Source organism: Methylobacter tundripaludum SV96, from assembly GCF_000190755.2.
Classification (GTDB): Bacteria; Pseudomonadota; Gammaproteobacteria; order Methylococcales; family Methylomonadaceae; genus Methylobacter_A; species Methylobacter_A tundripaludum.
Genome location: NZ_JH109152.1, coordinates 2,081,936 through 2,101,561, shown reverse-complemented (window position 1 = coordinate 2,101,561; position 19,626 = coordinate 2,081,936). Strand labels below are relative to the sequence as shown.

13 protein-coding genes are annotated in these 19,626 nt (G+C 47.1%); 6 read left to right on the top strand and 7 right to left on the bottom strand.

Annotated elements, in window-relative coordinates:
• Positions 1–188: 188 nt before the first annotated feature.
• Positions 189–1,043, top strand: a complete 855-nt coding sequence (locus METTU_RS09530; protein ID WP_006891241.1) for a hypothetical protein — start codon at positions 189–191, stop codon at positions 1,041–1,043.
• 172 nt (positions 1,044–1,215) lie between these two features.
• Here the strand turns inward: METTU_RS09530 and METTU_RS09525 are convergent, their stop codons facing one another.
• The 5 genes from METTU_RS09525 to METTU_RS09505 all read right to left on the bottom strand — a co-directional run bounded on the left by METTU_RS09525 (position 1,216) and on the right by METTU_RS09505 (position 6,881).
• On the bottom strand, positions 1,216–2,370 hold the full coding sequence (locus METTU_RS09525) for a hypothetical protein (protein WP_006891240.1): 1,155 nt from the start codon (positions 2,368–2,370) through the stop codon (positions 1,216–1,218).
• The gene (locus tag METTU_RS24420; RefSeq protein WP_050897745.1) at positions 2,363–2,962 is read right to left on the bottom strand and encodes an IS630 family transposase; all 600 of its coding nucleotides are present in this window, start codon (positions 2,960–2,962) and stop codon (positions 2,363–2,365) included. Before METTU_RS24420 ends, METTU_RS09525 begins: the two co-directional genes overlap by 8 nt.
• A complete protein-coding gene (locus METTU_RS24415; protein WP_006893918.1) occupies positions 2,959–3,432 on the bottom strand; it encodes a helix-turn-helix domain-containing protein in 474 nt (157 codons plus the stop codon). The genes METTU_RS24420 and METTU_RS24415 overlap by 4 nt, the downstream gene beginning before the upstream one ends.
• Before the next feature lie 5 nt (positions 3,433–3,437).
• Positions 3,438–4,556, bottom strand: coding sequence for an alpha/beta fold hydrolase (locus tag METTU_RS09510; RefSeq protein ID WP_006891238.1), 1,119 nt, complete (start codon positions 4,554–4,556; stop codon positions 3,438–3,440).
• A 1,017-nt stretch (positions 4,557–5,573) separates the two neighbouring features.
• Entirely contained in the window at positions 5,574–6,881 is a 1,308-nt protein-coding gene (locus METTU_RS09505; protein ID WP_006889414.1) for an ISNCY family transposase, read from the bottom strand.
• A 324-nt stretch (positions 6,882–7,205) separates the two neighbouring features.
• Between METTU_RS09505 and METTU_RS09500 the strand changes: the two genes are divergently transcribed.
• From METTU_RS09500 to METTU_RS09485, 4 genes are all read left to right on the top strand, one after another.
• Positions 7,206–8,318 carry a DUF4297 domain-containing protein gene (locus METTU_RS09500; RefSeq protein ID WP_254257850.1) on the top strand — a complete coding sequence of 371 codons (1,113 nt, stop codon included), beginning with the start codon at positions 7,206–7,208 and terminating at the stop codon, positions 8,316–8,318.
• A gap of 53 nt (positions 8,319–8,371) precedes the next feature.
• A complete protein-coding gene (locus tag METTU_RS09495) occupies positions 8,372–10,108 on the top strand; it encodes a hypothetical protein (RefSeq protein ID WP_006891236.1) in 1,737 nt (578 codons plus the stop codon).
• 812 nt (positions 10,109–10,920) lie between these two features.
• Positions 10,921–12,543: a DUF7379 domain-containing protein gene (locus METTU_RS09490; RefSeq protein ID WP_006891235.1), complete on the top strand. Its 1,623-nt coding sequence runs from the start codon at positions 10,921–10,923 to the stop codon at positions 12,541–12,543.
• An 11-nt stretch (positions 12,544–12,554) separates the two neighbouring features.
• Positions 12,555–15,158 carry an AAA family ATPase gene (locus METTU_RS09485; RefSeq protein WP_006891229.1) on the top strand — a complete coding sequence of 868 codons (2,604 nt, stop codon included), beginning with the start codon at positions 12,555–12,557 and terminating at the stop codon, positions 15,156–15,158.
• A 506-nt stretch (positions 15,159–15,664) separates the two neighbouring features.
• Here the strand turns inward: METTU_RS09485 and METTU_RS09475 are convergent.
• Entirely contained in the window at positions 15,665–18,148 is a 2,484-nt protein-coding gene (locus METTU_RS09475) for an EAL domain-containing protein (protein WP_006891227.1), read from the bottom strand.
• Positions 18,149–18,194: 46 nt separating this feature from the next.
• Positions 18,195–18,326 carry a recombinase family protein gene (locus METTU_RS09470; RefSeq protein ID WP_006891226.1) on the bottom strand — a complete coding sequence of 44 codons (132 nt, stop codon included), beginning with the start codon at positions 18,324–18,326 and terminating at the stop codon, positions 18,195–18,197.
• 423 nt (positions 18,327–18,749) lie between these two features.
• On the opposite strand from METTU_RS09470, the gene METTU_RS09465 reads away from it, so the two are divergent.
• Positions 18,750–19,625: a tyrosine-type recombinase/integrase gene (locus METTU_RS09465; RefSeq protein WP_006889488.1), complete on the top strand. Its 876-nt coding sequence runs from the start codon at positions 18,750–18,752 to the stop codon at positions 19,623–19,625.
• The last annotated feature ends 1 nt before the right edge of the window (position 19,626 follow it).

Sequence of the window (19,626 nt, the reverse complement as noted above, 5' to 3'; positions counted from 1 at the left end):
GTTAATGGTTCTGTAGCGTTAGTTAACATAATGAAACATACAGTCACGTTAATAATAGTGCTAAGCATACACTGGACTAACTATTAAATGAAAAGGAACGATTTAGGCTTCAGTCATTTTATAATTCTTTATTTATCTATAACTTAGAACGAAATATTAATTTTAGCATCAATACAGGCTAAATTCTTATGCCCTCCTACCGATCAAAAAGAATTAGAGATCCCATTGATGTCCTCCGCGTACGCTTTTGGTATGAAGGGGTACGAAGTCAAATGGGCTGCTCTACGGCTAAACGGCTGGAACTTCATTTTTGGTCACAAGAAGATCCTGATTTCATGGAAAAGGATCCTCCTGGTAAATGGGCTCGTTATAAATTAGGCAAAAATACGCCAAGGCCTAGCTTGATAAACAAAGTAGAGAAAGAAGTCGCTGGTTCCGCTAAAGAACTTGATCATCCACTTTGGAAAGTGCTCGGATTTGAAGAAAAAGCCCTGGGCAATATTGACGAGTGGTTTAAAAAACTGGACCAAGAGGTTATGGAAATCGTTTTCAGATCAACTCGTCCAACTCCGCAGCTACTTCAATCCTTTTCTTTAACGCTTTGTCGACAACTTGTTAGGTTAGGTAATCTGGACAGTCTTACTGCATTGTTGCTGTACTGGCATAAATCGCGTCGGAAAGATAAGATAGACCAAACCCAAATTCTGGTTCGCCAGATATATAAAATATTACTGATAATTGGTATGGAATTCTACTTACGTGGATTAGCAGAAGCATTTTTTGAACTTTTTAGGGATAAAGTCTTTGAAAAAACCAATTGGGGTAATCAAACTTTTGCCATGGACTATCGGCATTATTTTCAAGGAATCCGTTTACTAACTCGCTTAGTGGATCACACTAATGGTCTGGGCATTTTAAATTCGTTGGAAGAGGAACAGGAATTAAAGTACCAACTTTTAGCTGGAAAACACGGGCTTCATATCCCACAAATCCTTGGCATCCAACTACAATCTAACAGGCAAGAAGAACCGCCGACAAAGTAACAATGGACCACTTGACGAAAGCCGCTGTCGATCCAAAGCCGACGATCGGATATTTATTTTTGAACCGTTACCGGGTGCCAAGAAGCGTAGCGCCATTTTCAAAACATAACAGCGATGCAACACAGCTAACATCTATTACACCCGACGAATTGCATCTTACCGCGTTTGTATTTCAATGGTTTTTTTCTGATGCGGGTATTCCGAGCTGCGAAAGAATCTCTGGGGGAAGCAAGAGAACCTCCGCAGCCAAGGCCTGCGCCGCATCCTGATCGCATGACTGAAGCTCAAACATCAGATTGGCGGCGGCCTTGCTCCATAGCTCCCACAAAGCGATCTCATCACGCACGGTCGCCATGCTGCGTATGTCGTTCAGCAAGGCCCGCCCCGCGTCAGGATCGCGTGATTGAAGGCCAAGCATCAGATTATGAGCGGCCTTGGCCCATTCCCGCCAGACGGTAGGCTCGTCACGCGCGGTTGCCACGCGGCGTAGGTCATCCAGCAAGGCTCGCGCCGCGTCCGGATCGCTGGATCCAAGATCAACCATCAGATTGACGGCGGCCACTGCCCAGAAGAACTGTGGCAGACCCTCGGATGTCGGTAATTTTCGCACCCAATTTAACATAGGGTGGGTCGGCAGATCGCGATGAGCGCGCAATATGAATTGCGCCATGCTATGCGAGCCGAGCTGCCATGCCAATCCACAGAGGCGGGAGCGGTCTTCATTGGAGAGATTAGTTTGCGCAAGGCATGCCAGCGCGAAATGCTCGCCGACGATGTCTGGCTCTAGGGGCGAGACACTCTCCCCCGACTCCCGACCTGTCATCGCCAGAAACACCTTTGGATGGAAGTCAACATTCCAAGAGGACAGTAACTCCTCCTTCATGCCCTTCACCGAGCTGACCGGTAGGCCTCCCGCCATTGTCGCTAAGGCGAGCAGCCGTTCCTCCTTGGCTGTCGCTCCGACCGGCTTCCAATATGCTTCGCGTCCGCGCTCGATGACCTGATCTAGCAGGCGAGCAGCATCGAAATGGCGTACGTCATGGCCGGCGGCAATGGCATCAGCCATAAAATAGGCGAACAGCGGTCGGCGCTCGGGGTCGATCGCGCCGAAGGTAGCCAGTGTTTCCGCTTTGTCAGGCACCGGCTTTTTCACCTTATTCAGAACGAACTCGAAGATTGGCCAGGAATCGGAAATGGTCGCCAATGGCAAGTTAGGTGCATGGGTCGCATTGACCTGAGCCTTTGTCGTTCCGGTTCCCACAATCTTGTTGAGCCAGTCTCCCTCGCCCGTGCGCTCAACGAGGATAACACGTAAGTAGTTACGCAAAAGTTATTTGGAATTTTTTACCGATGTCACTCAGGATTTCCAACACCCACTTTTTCAAGTGTCCGTAACTTTGATAGGCATCAAGCGGCAACCATTCGTACTTAACTTTACGCCAGAGTATTTCGATCAGGTTCAGCTCCGGGCTGTAAGGCGGAAGAAAATGTAAGTACACACCACGTTGTTGCCAGCCCGCCAGCTTTTCTTTGAATACGCCGCTACGATGAATGGAAGCATTATCCAACACCACACAGCACGGCACTTTAGTTTCTTCGTACTTGCCTGCATACGTTTCGACAAACGCATCAAAGGCATTGACAACCGTATCCGTTGTCACCGATTGTTCGGAGCTGTGGAAAAACAGATCATTGCTGCGAATCAAAAAACCTAACACATTCATGCGCTTGCTACGATAGCAGGGTATTTGTCGGGTCTCGCCAATCCGTTGCCATCCATAGGGTACACAGGGTGTCGTGCTAAATCCGGATTCGTCAAAGTAGTAAAGCTTCAATTCCCCATCATCCTCTTGCTGTTTCAAGGCCTTCAGATATGCCTTATCACGTTGGAAATCTGCTTCATTACGCTTTCCCTTCACTGATTGCCGACAACGTTTCCAGGCATAGGCACTTTTTTTAAAATTCGTTTAAAGGTGTCAAGGCTGGCTTCCTTGCCCGTCTCCTCCAGCAATCGTGCTGCGGCGGCCTTGGGCTGGTGTGGGTTTTTGTCAATATAGCCCAGAAAAACGGCTTGTTCCTCAACCGTGAAGCGCACAGGCCTACCGCTTCGTGGACAATCGTAAAGCCCTATTAATCCCTCTGTTTCCCATTTGTCTAACCATGAGCTGACAGTCTCATGCTGGGACTCAAACAATTCGCTCAGCCGTGCAATTACATACCTTCTATTATTCAATAAGATAGCATGTGCCCGTTGTCTAACCCGGAATAATGGGTGGTTACGATAGGCTTCGGTTAACGTTACTTCCTCTTCCGGGGTCAGTTTGGCGATGAATTTCAGGTGGACTCCTAATTTTTGTCTGTTATTGCAATCGTTTCCAGTTTGACACAATAAATTTACTTCCTAATAACTTTCGCATTACTACTTACCGGAGCAGCGAGCCGCAGGGTGCCATCGGCAGCCCCCCGACCCGCCAGCGCCCGTAGCAGTCGACCTGTGCGCTCTGTATCGCGCGCCGCATAATCGATGACGATCAACGTCGGCAATAGCGGCTGCCACCGGCCCCAGTCGGGTTCTTGCCCGTCCTGAGGCAGAAAGCCTGCATACCATTCGTTACGGACGGCCAGACAAAGCTCCAGCGCAAGTCGACTTTTGCCGACGCCACCCGAGCCGTGCATTACCATCCAGCGAAACGGTTGCTCAGGGCCGCCGAGAAAATCCGCTAAAATGTTGATGTCGGCGTCGCGCCCAATGAACGGCAAGACGCGGGCGCTGTATATGAAGCGCGTACTCTCCACAGAATTGACATAATTGAAACGCAGCAGCGGAACGCGATAGTCAGCATCCATTCCGCCCGGCCGCATGCCGTCTTCCAGCAGAAATTTCTTGGCGATGAGGAAACTGGTGTCGTCGGGCGTTCCTGGCTTGACGACGGCTATATGGCCAACGCCGCCAACCACCTCATAATCCGGATTCCATGACCCCATGGCGCTCACCTGCCCGACGATGGCGTCGTTTGCGGCCACGACATATTTGGTGAGGACGCGCCTGTCGGCGTTGGCCTGCCCCCACGCGACGCCAAGCGCTTGTAGGAATTGCGAATTCGGGTTCAGATCCTCGGACTGTTGGCTGGTGAAAGGCACGTGCTTCAGTAGACTGGCCCATCCCGATCCCTGATGCGGCGTGGCGAAGGTCAGCAGATGGCTCACTCGCAACGGCTGGCCGCTGATAAGCCTTTCCGCGATGTAATATCGCGCCACAAGTCCACCCTGGCTGTGGGCGATGAGGGCGATATCGGAATAGTCCAGGTAACGGCTTTCGATCTCAGTTTTCAGCATCACGGCGCAGGTTGCAAGCGACGGCTTCGACCCGACAGCCCCGGTATCATATTCAAACGTCTCCACGTCGTACAGCTCGGTAAGCTTGATATCCGCACGTATCAGCGCAGGAAATTTTTGCCACGTGCTGTCCGCCGTACCGCCAAGACCGTGGATAAATAGAACGAGTTTCTTCATGGATAACTGTCCGGGTACTGAATCAATGGGGTCAGTTTCTGAGGTATCCCCACGAATCTTTAATAATCATCATTTATAATCAGCAGGTTATAAAAAATTGAAGTGAGTGGCACATCCAGAGAACACATATTATTTTGAATATCCTATAACCATTTGATTATTTGATATTTTTTGTGGGGATACCTCAGGATCAGTTTGTATTGATTTTGTAAATTTCTGACCGTCTACTGTTGGCCGATACGCCTATTCACAACACCAATACATAATCATCATAAGCAGTCAGGCCACTTTAAAGTCTTCCATTAAGCCCTTTCCCTATTCATTGCGACCATTCAAGGATGGATGCATCAACCAACCAGGAAAATCATAAGGTTATCCTGGTTATTAAGGCATCGTTAAAATTTTAGATCTCAGTAAAACTGCCGGATTTTTTCACTATCCATGTCACTATTTTTTCACTAATTTGGCACACTTTTCACTTTTTGTGGCATCCGACAGGTATTGTCATATCTCATAATTATTGAAAACTTAATATATCAGTATATCAATTGATTACATTAATTATGAAATTTTATATTCGGCTATAAATCTCATAATTGATGTTAAAAAACCTAAAAAATCTCATAATTTATGAAATCCCAACAAGCCTGCCACGCTACCTACTCGAATTGAAAATCACCATCAGTTCCGATGCAAACTAGGACATCGATTTCGATACGATTATGGCAGTAGTGAATGTAGGGTTTTGAGAGTAGCGAACTGGTGCTATCGACCCCTTTGAGACATTCGGATATGGATTTAAGCTTCCCGATACCTAGGTAAGTAGCACTATCGACAAATCGGCCAGTCAAATGTGAGCTAATGCAGGACATTTCTAAATTGCATTAACATTGCGTTTACAAGATGTGTAAACGCAATTTAGAAATGTCCTCTATGCTGCAAAGTAGAAGTGTCCCCTGTATTGGTTTTCTTTTTCCACTACCCAATTTTACTCACGATCAGGAGGAGGTGGGGTTTTCATCCATTTCTAATTATTGTGGTGCTCACTTCGCCCAAGTGTTGTCTTGATGGAGCGCCCGCACTGCGTTTTTCATCATTTTTATCCTGTTTTTCTTTGATGAAATTTAGAACCGCTCCCAATCGCTTATTACTTACTATTTCCCCTTGATCGATTTTTTTGATTTTATCGAATATGCGGTAGGGGAGCTCGCGATTGTCACATTTGATTTTTATTGTGCCATCGAAGTATTCATAAACGGTCACTTTATTCCGGGCCAGGCTTCTGTTATCAATTGAATCCTCAATCAGGTAGAGTGCCTTGTCGTATTGCAGGGTTAGATTTTTAGACAAAGTTCTATTTTCCTGCCATGAAAAAATTTCATTTAATTCTTCATGAGGCAGCAATTCACGGTGCATATTCTTGGAATCAACTGATTCCACTCCAAACTGTTTGTTAAATTTATCCATAAATTCCGGCAAGAATTGATTTCCTTGTTCGGCACCAGAAATATTCATAAGCCGCATTTCTTTAATCAAACGATCTTGCAGGGTTCTATTGACACGTTCAACGCGGCCTTTGGCCTGCGGCGTATTGGCGCAAATAATATCAATGTTCAATTCGGTTAAGGCTCTTCCAAATTGAGTGACACCATCACCACCTAATTCACCTGTTTTATTAACACGAAATACGCAGTGTTTATCACTATAAAACGCAACGGGCTTGCCATGCTTCTCTAAATATCGGCGAGTGGAATCAAAATAAGTGAACGTTGACTCTGATTTTACAAATTGGCATTCCATGAGTTTCCCCGTTGCATCATCGATATAAACAAGAAGTGTGCATTTAGGCGCTCTGCCTTCAAACCAGTCATGTGGCGAGCCGTCAATCTGTATTAGCTCACCAAAGCATTCACGTCTATTACGAGGCTGGTGGACGCGTTTTAACCGACTACTTTGGGGTATCCATAATTCCGCATCAATCATCCATTTTCGTAACGTTTCCCGAGAAATAGTTAGCTCATGGTTTTCACTTAATTTTTCACAGGCAAAAGTTGGCTTAAAATCAACGTAGTATTGTTTGACATAAGCTATGGCCAATTCTTTAATCGAGTCTGGATACTTGTGATTACTTGGATTACCGCGTTTCTTGCTGACAACACCTATGGCTCCATTAGCTTTATACGCTTTTCTTAACCGCCTGATCTGGCGAACGCTCAAACCTAATTGCTTGGCAGCTTCATGTTCGAATAGCCGTTTATCAATCAATTTTTGTAGAATTTCTATGCGATGTAATTCTTTGTTGCTCATAGTAATGATGTCCTGCATAGCTGTCGTTATCCATGGTGTAAATTTACAAAAAACTGTAAATTTACACCGGAGAGGACATTTCTACTTTGCTAAAACAGGACATTACTATATTGCGCTTACAAGATGACCTCGAATAACGGCGGTTATGTCAAATTGTTTGAGATAACGATAAATGCCGTTAGAATATCAATATCGGTAAACGACCCAAAGCCGTCGCCGAAACTCTGAGTCAAATGAGCCAGTTATAAAAGCCTTACTGGACATACACTAAGGATCAGTATGGGTTGCATCTACCACCACAGTAGGCGGTAATAATGACATTTAACTATGAGGGAGGCAGTATTGGATACAGCGCATAACAGGCTCCAAAGCAACCCACTGGCTTCACCTCAACGTGAAACAGCAGGTCCAAGGACATTCGAAAAATACGAGTACCAATATCATTGGGCGCTATGCCGGATTCTTGGTGCTCATGAACTTTCAAATGACTATGTGGTGTTTATTGAACTTCACGAGGATGTAGTTTTGGCCACCTCCTCTGACGTCGCCCTTGCCGAATTCGAGTTCAACCAAGTAAAGAACGTCAGCACCCCTCCTTGGAATTGGAGGAAATTGACTTTGAGGCCGAAGGGCCGCACAAAAAAAGAAAAGAATTCGGTCCTTGGGAAAATGCTGCTAGGTGTTTGCGACAAGCCGTTTATTGATAAACTCAACTCAATAAATCTTGTCGCCACATGTGGATTTAACCTTCCGCCTAAAACAGAAGGCTTAAAGCTTTCAATAATTTCGATTGGCGAAATCCACGATGAATGTATAAATGATATTCAATCAGCAATCGATAAAGAGCTTGGGTCGCATCCTCTGCCAAAGATGTTAACGTTCATCACCCCGGACTTGCCCAGCACAGGATTTCAGGATGCCGCAATTGGACGCATATCGAAACTTGTCGAACTCTCAGTGCCAGGAGCAAAGTGCAGCGCACAATCAATTTATCGGGTTCTGATAGATGATCTCCATCGCAAAGGTAGTGTGGCGTTTGACTATACTCAGTGGAGCAACCTTGTGAAAAACAAGGGAATGACGTATCAGGATGTGGAGCGGGTAATCTCTGCCTATACGGAAAACAAGGGTATAGAGAGCTTCAGTTCTGACTTCGATAATATTACTGAAGAAATGGGCCTGAAGTTCAACAAGAAAGTTGGCCTAAGAAGAGCGCTTGAGCGATACCACAACGCAGTTCGCCTGGAGCGCTCGCTAATCGCCATGGACAAACAGCAAGCAGTGAAAGCGGCTGTTGAGAATAATTTTTCTGTGTTTGATGAACACGGCGCTGTATCTCTGATTGAGGCGGCTCTGGGAGCATTACCTGAAAACGTGAAAAAAAACCTCATTGATTTAGAATCAGCACAAGCTGCAATTATTTACGAGTTAATTTCCAAGTGCCATGAAAAATAAATCAACTATCGATCAATTCAAACTGCTAATAAGAAATCTAAGGACCAAGCAGCATGCCAAACTTAGTATTCAAACGTCTAACGATAGCGTCCGATACACTAAAGTCGGCAAATCAATACAACTTCAAACCACGATTCAATCTAATAACAGGGAACGACAATAGTATTGGCAAGTCGACGCTCGCCAAACTATTGTTCTGGACTCTAGGCGGAGACCCTAGCCTTGACTTTACTTGGCAGTCTTTCGATGTTCGTGCTCTTGTTGATTTCAGCATCGGAAATGCTGCATACCAAGTTGGCAGATACGGCAACACGATGTTTCTCAGACGCCCTGATGGTGACTGGGAGAGATTTCAAAAAATAACTGGTGAATATTCCGAGGTCTTTGCTGAGATTACAAAATTTAGTGCGCTATTACCAAACCGAAAAGAAACCACTACATTAGAAAGTCCGCCTCCTGCGTACTATTTTCTTCCTTTTTATGTAGACCAGCAGCGTAGTTGGTCGCAGACTTGGAACAGTTTCCCCAATCTTGCACAATACGCAAGATGGCAGAAAACCATTATTCAGTATCACACAGGTTATCTGCGGCCCGAGTTCTTTTCTATCGAGGAAAAGATTGCTCAAAGCACCCTTGAGAAAAAAAACGCAGAGTCTGAGGTCAAGAAGATTGAGACTGCCATCGAGGTAGTTAAAGCCTATATTCCAACGAACGAGAAGACTGTTGCTCTAACAAACAGCGAGTTCGATGAGCTCTCTGCTGAAGTCTGTATCGAAATATCAAAGCTACAAGCTACGCAAGAAGAGTTGTTTAGAATGATCGCTGAAATTCAAACTGAGCGAATCTATCTCCAAGGACAACTTGATCTTGCAAAACTAGCTTCTGCCGAACTCGAAAAGGACTACACCTTCTCAGTAGAGTGCGTGGCCGGTGAAACACTCATTTGCCCTCTGTGCGGCACGATTCACGACAATTCCTCGCCTAACAGAGCATCTATCCTTGCTGACAAGGATGAGGCAGACAACCAAGTGGAAACGCTCTCGGCGAAGATCTCCAGGCTAGACAAGAAATATATCCAAAGCCAGGAACGCTTGACAACGACACGCTCTGAAATTGGTGTCATCAACAGTAAATACAAGCAGGATGAGACCTCCTCCGAGGGAGAGGCAGAATCCAAGAGTGAGATGCACTCATTTTTGGATGGTCTTGCATCTCGTTCTGTTCAAAAGCATGTGCAACGGACAATGGAAACTAAGACGGCTCTTATCCGTAATATCAATCGTACAAATCGTGCGTTGAGAGACGATCAAAAAAAGTTGCTACCCAAAGAAGAGCGCGAAGAAATGGACGCTGCCTTCAAAGAAAATCTTGCCAAATATATCAACGTTTTGAAAGCGCAAGGGGTAAATCTATCGCCCATTGAGTCATCGCTAGATTACAAAAAACTTTATGGAAGTGGCGGAGCTGCTGAAAGCACACGAGGCATATTGGCTTATTACATGGCAGTTCTTCACCAAATTCACACCGCAAAGAACGAAGTTTTTTCAGCCGTGATAATTGATACGCCAAATCAGCAGGAACAAGCAGACTTTAACTATGAAAAAATTCTTCAATTCCTCATGAATACAATACCTTCTGACGCTCAGCTTATTTTGTGTGCGATGAATCGAAAGGAAATTGGGGCTTACAAACAGTCAGCATACGTAATTGCATTGGATGACGACAAGATTTTGAGTCGAACGAAATACAACGAGTTCAGGACAATGCTCAATTTTGATGACTCAATCTGACCTTGAGGAGAAAACGAAGGGGGTCTTTGCCGCCGTTGATTGATCACTGAATGCTTCAATTAATCGATACAAAGCCGCACGAGAAAGTGCACGCTCGGCTTCACTACCACGGTGTACGCCTGGTAACGCTTTCGCAACGGACGTCGGCTGAGCCTTGGTCGTGCTTTAATTATTGATAACGGATTTTATCGATAGTTGACGAACTAAAACCGGCTAAGGTAATGGTGTCACCTGACCGGATAGTTGATGCCGGACAGAGGTCATTGATCTGGAAAAAAGCGTCGAAATTTTGCCAGTTTTATACCGAAAAGCATTGAAACTTTCCAAAATCATTTTTTCTATCTTATTTGATAATGAAAGAGTGCATATTTATAGTGGATGGCAACTACATGCTCTTTAGTGGAAAAATTGAAAGCTGTTTTCCAGATATCAGTCAATGAGACTCCCTTGATCTGTAAAACTCTGAACTTGATCTGACATCTTCAAATATTAGTTTGGATTGAGTATGACATTGACTGTCGCAGTTCGGCCATTTAGAGACAGTCACGACCGGCTGCTTTATGGTGATGAAAAATGGCAGGCCATAGTTAAAGCTGTCTAAAACAAGCGTTGTCGCTACGGCTACAAGGGGGGCGTCGTACACCACTACACTAGCATTACGCTTCCTGTACTCCTTCAGAGTGGCGAGTTGTCGATGAGTGCCGAAAGAGTGAAAAATGGTACTTGAGATAATAGATTTAAGGTAGGATACTTCGGCTGAAGCGGTTGAATTTCCTATCCGTATCCGTCACTTAATCAAGGAGAAATAAATCATGGCATTCTTCAACAGAGAAGGAGAAAATCCATCGTTTGAGTTCGATGGATATCAAGTGAGATTGGCTTCAGGCACATCTTTCTTTCGCGGAGACACAATCCGCACTGAGGAACCACCTCAAGAAGGGATCTGGCTAGAGCTAGGTGAGGAAAACTACCGCTTAATAGGTAACACTCTATTCACTATAGATGCCGCAGAAAAGAAACATGGGCTTTTATCCGGCATTCCTCCAAGATTGCATATCGAACTTACGCTACAGAACCCAAAGCAATGGTATGTGAAAGGCTACATTGTGCTAATTCTGGATAATGATAGAACGTCACTGGTTGATTGGGCCGTTGCCAACCCTACCTTAGACACCAGTTCTTTTTTTGAGCCGAATCTAGGGAATGCGGCCATTTATTTCGACATCCCACTTGTTTCATCCACCAGAGAATTTACGCGAACTGAACTACTAATAACTACGCCCGATGGTCGGGTGAATTTTCTAGAGCAAATAAGTCAATGGGAAGATGGGCAACAACTGACCTTCGGTGTTTTTAGCTTTGAAGATAATAAGATTCTCCACCATCTTCGCCGCCCGTATCAGCTATGGCCTCTGCTTGGACTTCATCCCATGCTCCGCGATGAACTTTTCGGTCTGGCTGAGTACTTCGCCAAAAAGGCAGATCGCCGCTTAAAGCGTAATACAGGTGGAAATGAGCAGCTGCAGATCATACTCGCCGACGGCGATACACGAGAAGCAACCCCTCAAGATTTGCAACAGATGCAGGGGAATAGAGCGTTATTGCTATGCCATGGCATTCTCAGCTCTACCAAAGGCGCTTTTACAGGAATCCTGAATGACCCTGTGTTTATGACTCACCTGCATCAGAGATATGCTCAAAATATACTCGCATGGGATCACTACACATTATCCAAAACCACGTCCCAAAACGCTACGGATCTACTGGCTAATCTAAATAACCTGCATGATGTCGAACTGGACATCATTTGCCATAGCCGTGGGGCGGGTGTAGTTCGAAACTTCATTGAGAATCCCAGCAACCGGAGGCAGCTAGCCCAACAAGGGATACGCATCAATAAAATAGCCTTTGTTGCAGGGGCATGCTTGGGCTCCCAATTGGCGGAAGCGAAAAATACCAATCGCTTGTTCCGTCGTCTCAATATGCTCTTCTGGTGTTTTGGAGGTGCCCCAGCGGGCTTTACCAGTGGAATTTTGATAGTACTAAAATTACTGGCGACCGTTGCCCAGAAAATGCCGGGAGTCGAGGCAATGAATCCAACGGGCAGTGAGATAGCCACGTTAAACGGTTATGGTCAAACGGCAGCCATAGAGTATCACTACATCAGAGCCAATTACGATATTCGCTTCCTACCCCCCAAACTTATCGAGGAAATCTTATGGGATGCTGGCGTATTCGATGGGGCTGCGAATGATTTGGTAGTGCCTTATGAAGGTGCCAGCGCCAGCAGTAAATACCTTCATAGCTATCCAGGAATGCGCGATCACGACGCATTACCCTTCGGCTCACCCACTGGTAGCCAAGGTAAGGTTTGGCATATCAATTTCTTCGATCAAGATGAAACCAAAAATGAACTCATTTCATTTTTGCCATAAGGAATGCTTTGGTGCTACTTCATGAAATCCTAAAATGGACACAATCGCTCCCTGCATGGCAGAGCGACGCCGTTGCGCGATTGCTTGCAAAGCAAACTCTAACGCCAGATGACGAAGCCGATTTGTTCGCGCTGCTCAAGTCAGCGCACGGCATATCCGATTCTAAAGCTCGCACACCGAAACCGCTGACTGCCGACCAGATTCCTGCACCGGTACAGAATTCGACCCACGTCGAATTGCGTGCGATGAAGAATTTTCGGCACGTCAACGCGATTGCCGAAAACCAACATCTGTCATTCGGTGCCAGCGGACTGACCGTCATTTACGGCGATAACGGATCGGGCAAGTCAGGGTACTCGCGCGTGCTCAAGCGCGCTTGCCGTGCGCGCGACCAAATGGAAACAATTCATCCGAATGCAAACCTGCCTGCTGACAAAACTGCTGCTGCCGAAGCGGTCTTCGAGATCGCTATCAATGGTGTTGCACAAGATGATGTGTGCTGGACAAACGGCAAGACATCTCCTCCTGAACTGTCGTCGCTCGCGATATTCGATTCGCGCTGTGCTCGTGCCTATCTTGACAGCGAGGATGATTTTTCTTATGTGCCTTACGGGCTGGATGTTTTCGAGGGGTTGGCAAAGGTCTGTCGGCAACTGAAGACACTGATCGAGGCTGAACACGCGCAATCCGCCGCCGACCTCGCCACATTCGCGCCGCTGCAAGGCGACACGCCAGTCGGCAAATTTATTGCAAATCTGTCGACCAAGACAACGACAGCTCAAATTGATGTACTGGCTACGCTATCACCTGAAACACTCGCCAAGCATGTCGAATTGAACAAGAGCCTGAAGGAAAATAACCCGAAGGAAAAGGCCAGCCAGTTGCGTTTGCGCGCACGTCGCATCGCTGCCATTGCATCTAATGCAGCCGCCAAAGGTGCGTTGGTAGATCAGGCAGTGGTCGCCAGGCTATGCGGCTTGGCAGAAAGCTACCGCGTGGCACAAGCTGCGGCTACACTCGCAGCCAAGCAATTCAAGGAAGGCGAAAACTTGCTTCCGGGTACTGGCGGTGAAGCATGGCGCGAACTGTTCGATGCTGCCCGCAAATTCACGCTCGAATCCCACCCCGGCAAAACCTTTCCCAATCTTGGCGCGAATACGCCATGCCCGCTCTGCCAGCAGCCGCTCGCGGAGGGTGCGGCGCGCTTGCTGCGCTTTGAGGCATTCATCCAGCAGGAAGTGGAAAAAACTTCGCAGGCGCGCCGCATCGCCTTGTTCGCCGAATACCAGCAATTTGCTGCACTCGCCTTGACACTGAATATCGACGATGTGACCTATGGTGAAATTGCGGGCATGGATGCGAAGCTTGCCACGGACTCGCGAGCCTTCGAGCAGGCGCTGACTGCCCGGCAAGAGGCCATCAAGGCAGCCGTGATCTCGCATCAGTGGGATGGCACAGACGAAGCCTTGCCCAGCCCGGCAGCGCAGCTTCAGGCGCTGGCCGACAAACTAAATGTCGAAGCCGAAACGCTGGAGAAGGCTTCGGACGAAGTCGCCCGCTACGCGCTGCAAAAACAGTTTAATGAACTTGATGCACGGGTGCGGCTGAGTCAGGTAAAAGATGCTGTAGCCACTGCCGTGTCGCGACTCGGTCATCAGGCTAAACTCAAGCAATGCTTGTCGGCTGTTGATACACGATCTATTTCCCTGAAGGCATCGGAACTGGCGGCCAAGGCCGTCTCCAAGGAACTCGCCGATGCGCTTAACCGGGAATTCAAAGCATTGGGCGTAGGCTCGCTCTGCGTCATGTTGCAGACTCGCTCGGACAAGGGAAAGCCACTGCACAAGCTCAAACTGGAACTGCCGCAGAGCCGCAACCCCGGCGAAATCCTGAGCGAAGGCGAGCAGCGCGCCATTGCCATCGGCTCATTCCTCGCAGAGGTCGGCCTGAGCAATGGCAAAGGCGGCATCGTGTTTGATGACCCGGTATCCTCGCTCGACCATCGCCGACGCGAGCTTGTGGCAAAACGCTTGGCGGCAGAAGCCGCGCATCGCCAAGTCATCGTGTTCACTCACGACATTTACTTTCTCTGCATTCTTGATGAGGAAGCCAAGGCAGCAAGTATGCCCATCACCACCCAGAGCCTCACCCGTCGAGCAGAAGGTTTTGGCATAGCTGATCCGGGGCTTCCATTTGAAGGCCAAAAAACAAACCAGCGGATTGGCACGTTAAAAGCATGGCACCAAACCATCGCCAAGTTACACAGGGTCGGTGAAGAACAAGAACATCGCAAGCAAACAGTGGATGCCTATTCTCATTTGCGTATAACTTGGGAGCGTGCAGTCGAAGAAGTGCTCCTGCGCAATGTGGTTCTTCGTTTCCGCAAGGGCATTGAGACACTACGGTTGGCCGGGGTTGTCGTTGAGGATGACGACTTTACCCAAGTGTTTACCGGAATGAAGAAGTGTTCCAACCATGCTGCACACGACAAAGCGCTTATGGGAGGCGTTGCCGTGCCTGAACCGGATGAACTGCTGACTGACATCATGGCACTGGAGACTTGGCGGGATGCGGTTGAGCAGAGAAGCAAGGTGACGGAGAAACGGCGAAAATAATAACTGAAATAACTGGGGGCAGAGTAAAGTTAAATCCTTTGCTTTGCCGGGGATGATTTAACTCCATTAGATTATTATTTTTCGCCAATGTTCAGCAGCGGCTTTGTGTCGAAATTTCTACCTTACCAATGACCGGTATCGGGAAGCTTAAATCTATATCCGAATGACAGCAGTGGGTCGAGTCCTGTCTGTCGTGACTGGCAAGAGTCGGCCAATTTCTGCCGGTCGCGACTGGCCGCTTTATGATGATGAATATCGGCAATTTGCCGAAGAAGGTTAATCGTAAGACGGACAATGTATTGGCGCCGATTTGAAATTGACCATCCGTACCGATTGAATTTTGATCAGGGAAATGGACTGAAAAACTTGGATAATTAATAACTTGAACCAAAACTAATCTGGTCATACATGCGCAGACGTAACAAGCTATAAATTATCAAATTTTAACCGGCATCAACCATTAGACCGTCGAAATATCTAATATTCAACTTACTCACCAAAGGCAATCAGCCCTTCTTCAATAACGCCTCAAACTGCTCAATTGGCATTGGCCTACCGAACAGATAGCCCTGTATGGCAGGGCAGCCGAGTAACTCCAAAAATGCGCGCTGCTCTTCCGTTTCTACGCCCTCTGCAATGACTTCCATGCCCAGGCTCGTCGCCATGGCAATGATGGTTTGCACGATGATGGCATCATCGTGGTCGCTTGTAATATCGCGGATAAAACTTTGATCAATCTTAAGCTGGTTGATGGGCAGTTTCTTCAGGCTTGATAATGAAGAATAGCCCGTTCCAAAATCATCCATAGAAAAGCGGATACCGATTTCCCGTAGTTTACGCATCTTGAGTATGGTGTTGTTAATGTCGCCAAGCACCAGGCTTTCGGTTAATTCCAGTTTAAGATTGGCTGGGTTGATGTCATTATGGCTTAGAATGTGACTGACTTGCTCAACAAAGTCGGTCTGATGAAACTGACGTGCGCTTACGTTGACGGCAATTTGTAGATGTCGGGTATGTTCATTGTCTTCCCAACTTTTGATCTGAGCGCAAGCAGTTTCCAGCACCCACTGGCCAATCGGTAATATCAAGCCAGTTTCCTCGGCTAGCGGAATAAAATCAACAGGGGGAACCAATCCGCGTTGTGGATGATGCCAGCGGATCAATGCCTCAGCGCCAATAATTTTTTGGCTGTGCAAGACTTGCGGTTGGTAATAAAGCATAAATTGGTTTTCAGCCAGTGCCAATTTTAAGTCCTTTTCAAGCGCCACGCGGTTGGTAATGTTGGTCTGCATTTGCGGATCGAAAAAACACATGGCATTGCGGCCTGATGCCTTGGCTTGATACATGGCAATATCCGCTTGTTTCAATAACTCGTCTATGGTCAGATTTTGCCCCTTGAACAAAGTAATGCCGATGCTGGGAGTACAGTGGTAATTGTGCGTGGTAAGCTTGAATGACTGGCTGAAGACGCCCAAAACTTTATTGCCGATGACCTCAATTTGCACTATGGCTTCATTGGCATGCTCGCTCAAGTCTTCCAGCATTATCACAAATTCATCACCGCCAAGACGAGCAACGGTGTCACCTTCACGCACACAGGCCACCAAACGCTCGGCAACCTGCTGTAACAGCAAGTCGCCAATGTCATGACCGAGAGTATCGTTAAGTGTCTTGAAATTATCCAAATCGATAAACAGCAAGGCACCATTATGGTTGTTACGCTGGCTTAAGGCTAGTGCTGGCGTTAACCTATCCCGAAGCATCAGTCGGTTAGGCAGGTCGGTTAGGGTATCGTAGAATGCCTGATGCTCAATTTTATCAGCTGCCGCCCTGTTCATGGTGATGTCGGTCAATATGCCAACATAATGGGTGACGTTGGCATGTGTGTCTTTCACCGCAGAGACGGTGAGATCCTCCAGATAATACTCCCCATTCTTTTTTTGGTTCCAGACTTCCCCTTTCCATGCACCGTTGGTGTTGATGCTTTCCCACATTGCGGCATAAAAGGACGTATTCTGACGGCCTGAGCTAAGTATGCGCGGGTTCTTGTCCATAACATCTTCAGTGGTGTAGCCGGTAATGTGGGTAAATGCTCTATTCACCCGAACAATGACATTGTTGGTATCGGTGATCAGAATTCCTTCCTGAACGTCAAAGGCATGGGCGGAGATGCGAAGTTTGGCCTCGGCTTCCTTGGCCGACTTCAAGGAAGAAAGTAATTTCTCCCGAACTTCCATATGGAATAATCGAAGTATGTTACCAATCGCGATAGCAGCTAATACTGCGCTGGCGGCCCGAAACATTTGGACAGGAAAGTGAAATTTCTCAAGAAACCATTGGTCATTGAAAACAGACCCAGAGACGATATTAGCAGGATACGCCACAAAACAGCTCAGTACGCCATAAAAGAAGAAAGCTGCGGTAGCTAAAACAAAATATTTCGTTGACCACGAAAATACTGATTTCTCTATGTACATGGACGATTTTTTATTGATGGATAGTAAAAAACCTATACCCGTCAAAAATGAACCGATGCAGCCCAGAAAATATCTGGTAGCAATGGTCATTGCCAGCATCCGATCAGGAACTGTCAGTAATTCGAACAGGAAAGCCAGTGCAACCACGCCGTAAATAGGCGCTCCCAACATCCTTTTGACTAAATTCGGAATAGAGGGAATTTTGTCTAGAATGGATCGCGTCAAGCGGCGTCCGAATTCAAAAAGAAAAACATAAGACACCAACAGAAAAACAATATTCAACAGGGATAGCACCGCACTATCGCCATGGATTATCTTCCAAAGACTCAGCCACTCCAAGGTGCCATGAACCAACCCAAAGGAAGCCAACCATCCGGCTAATTGTGAGATTTCATAACGACTTTCTTCTTTGGGTTGAACCAGAATAGCCAAACCAAGGGCAAAAAATGCTAAGCCGTAAGTAAAAAACACCACATCCATATGTTGTTCTATCAATAACCGAAAATTATCCATAATGTAGTGGTTTATTTAAAGTAATAGCCTTTAGGCACTTTGCCAATTATAACCGCTTGGCTTTCGCCCCGCTTGCTTTGTCGGTAAAAATCTTTTCGCACCCCTCCGCTTTGAGTGTGTCAGTTTGTAGGCTCGAATTTTCCTCGTCCGTTGACACACGCGCATAGCCGGTTTTCATGGTCTTTTTGCCCCTGATTTATGACACAATTAAGTCGTTGTTTTATCAAAGGTGAAAAGTTGCGTCAAAGATCTTGATTTTTGGCACAACAAAAAGATTTATCCGTTTCAACTAATGCGGTTGTTAAATAGTCAAATTTCTACTGGTGCCAGCCCTGGGGCTTGGACACTTTAACCCGCAATCAACAGCCCGACGGTTACTATCAATGAGTGACCGCATCAGGTCGTTTTGGGGTAAGTCACGACTGTCCGGTTTAGTGAAGCGTAAAAAGTATAGTCGACCGGCAGTTGTGGGTCGTTGGACTAAACCGCTCACGCGGTATTGAGGCTGCGATCATAAGCTTGAGGGTGGTTGAAAGAGTGTGACTGTTTCCTATGTTAAGGAATGAGGCAATCCGCCTTGTTTCAAGATAGGAGCAGTGTCATGACTTCGACAAGTAAACCCATTACCCCGTTGCGCCAACGTATGATCGACGACATGCGGATGCGCAAACTTTCCCCCAAAACCCAGGCCAGTTATATCCGTGTTGTGAAACGATTCGCGGGTTTCCTGGGACGTTCGCCTGATACAGCCAGCGTCGAAGATTTACGCCGTTATCAATTGCACTTGGTTGATCACGGTATTTCGCCGATTTCATTGAATGCGACCCTCACCGGGCTCAAGTTTCTCTTTGAAACGACGCTAGACCGCCCTGAGTTGTTGACTAAGATGCACCCGGTGCATGTACCTCACAAACTGCCGGTGGTATTGAGTCGTGAAGAGGTGGCTCGCCTGATCGCCGCCGTTGACAATCTCAAGCACCAGACAGCGTTATCGGTGGCTTACGGCGCCGGCTTACGTGCCAGCGAGGTGGTGTCGCTGAAGGTCGGTGATATCGACAGCCAGCGTATGACGCTGCGCATCGAACAGGGTAAAGGCAGCAAGGATCGTTATGCCATGCTGTCGCCGGTGCTGTTGGAACGGTTGCGCGCCTGGTGGAAGTTTGCCCATGCACAAGGCAAAATGCTCCAAGGTGGCTGGCTATTTCCTGGCTTGGACCCCATCGATCCACTCAGCACCCGTCAACTCAACCGGGCCATCCATGCCGCTGCTGAGGCGGCGCGAATTGACAAGCGGGTATCGATGCATACGCTGAGGCACAGCTTTGCCACTCATTTGCTGGAACAGAAGGTGGATATTCGGGTGATCCAGGTGTTACTCGGTCACAAGAAGCTGGAGACCACGGCGCTCTATGCCCAGGTAGCCACCGATATCCTGCGTGAGGTGGTCAGTCCACTGGAGACATTGCAACCGGTGTAGA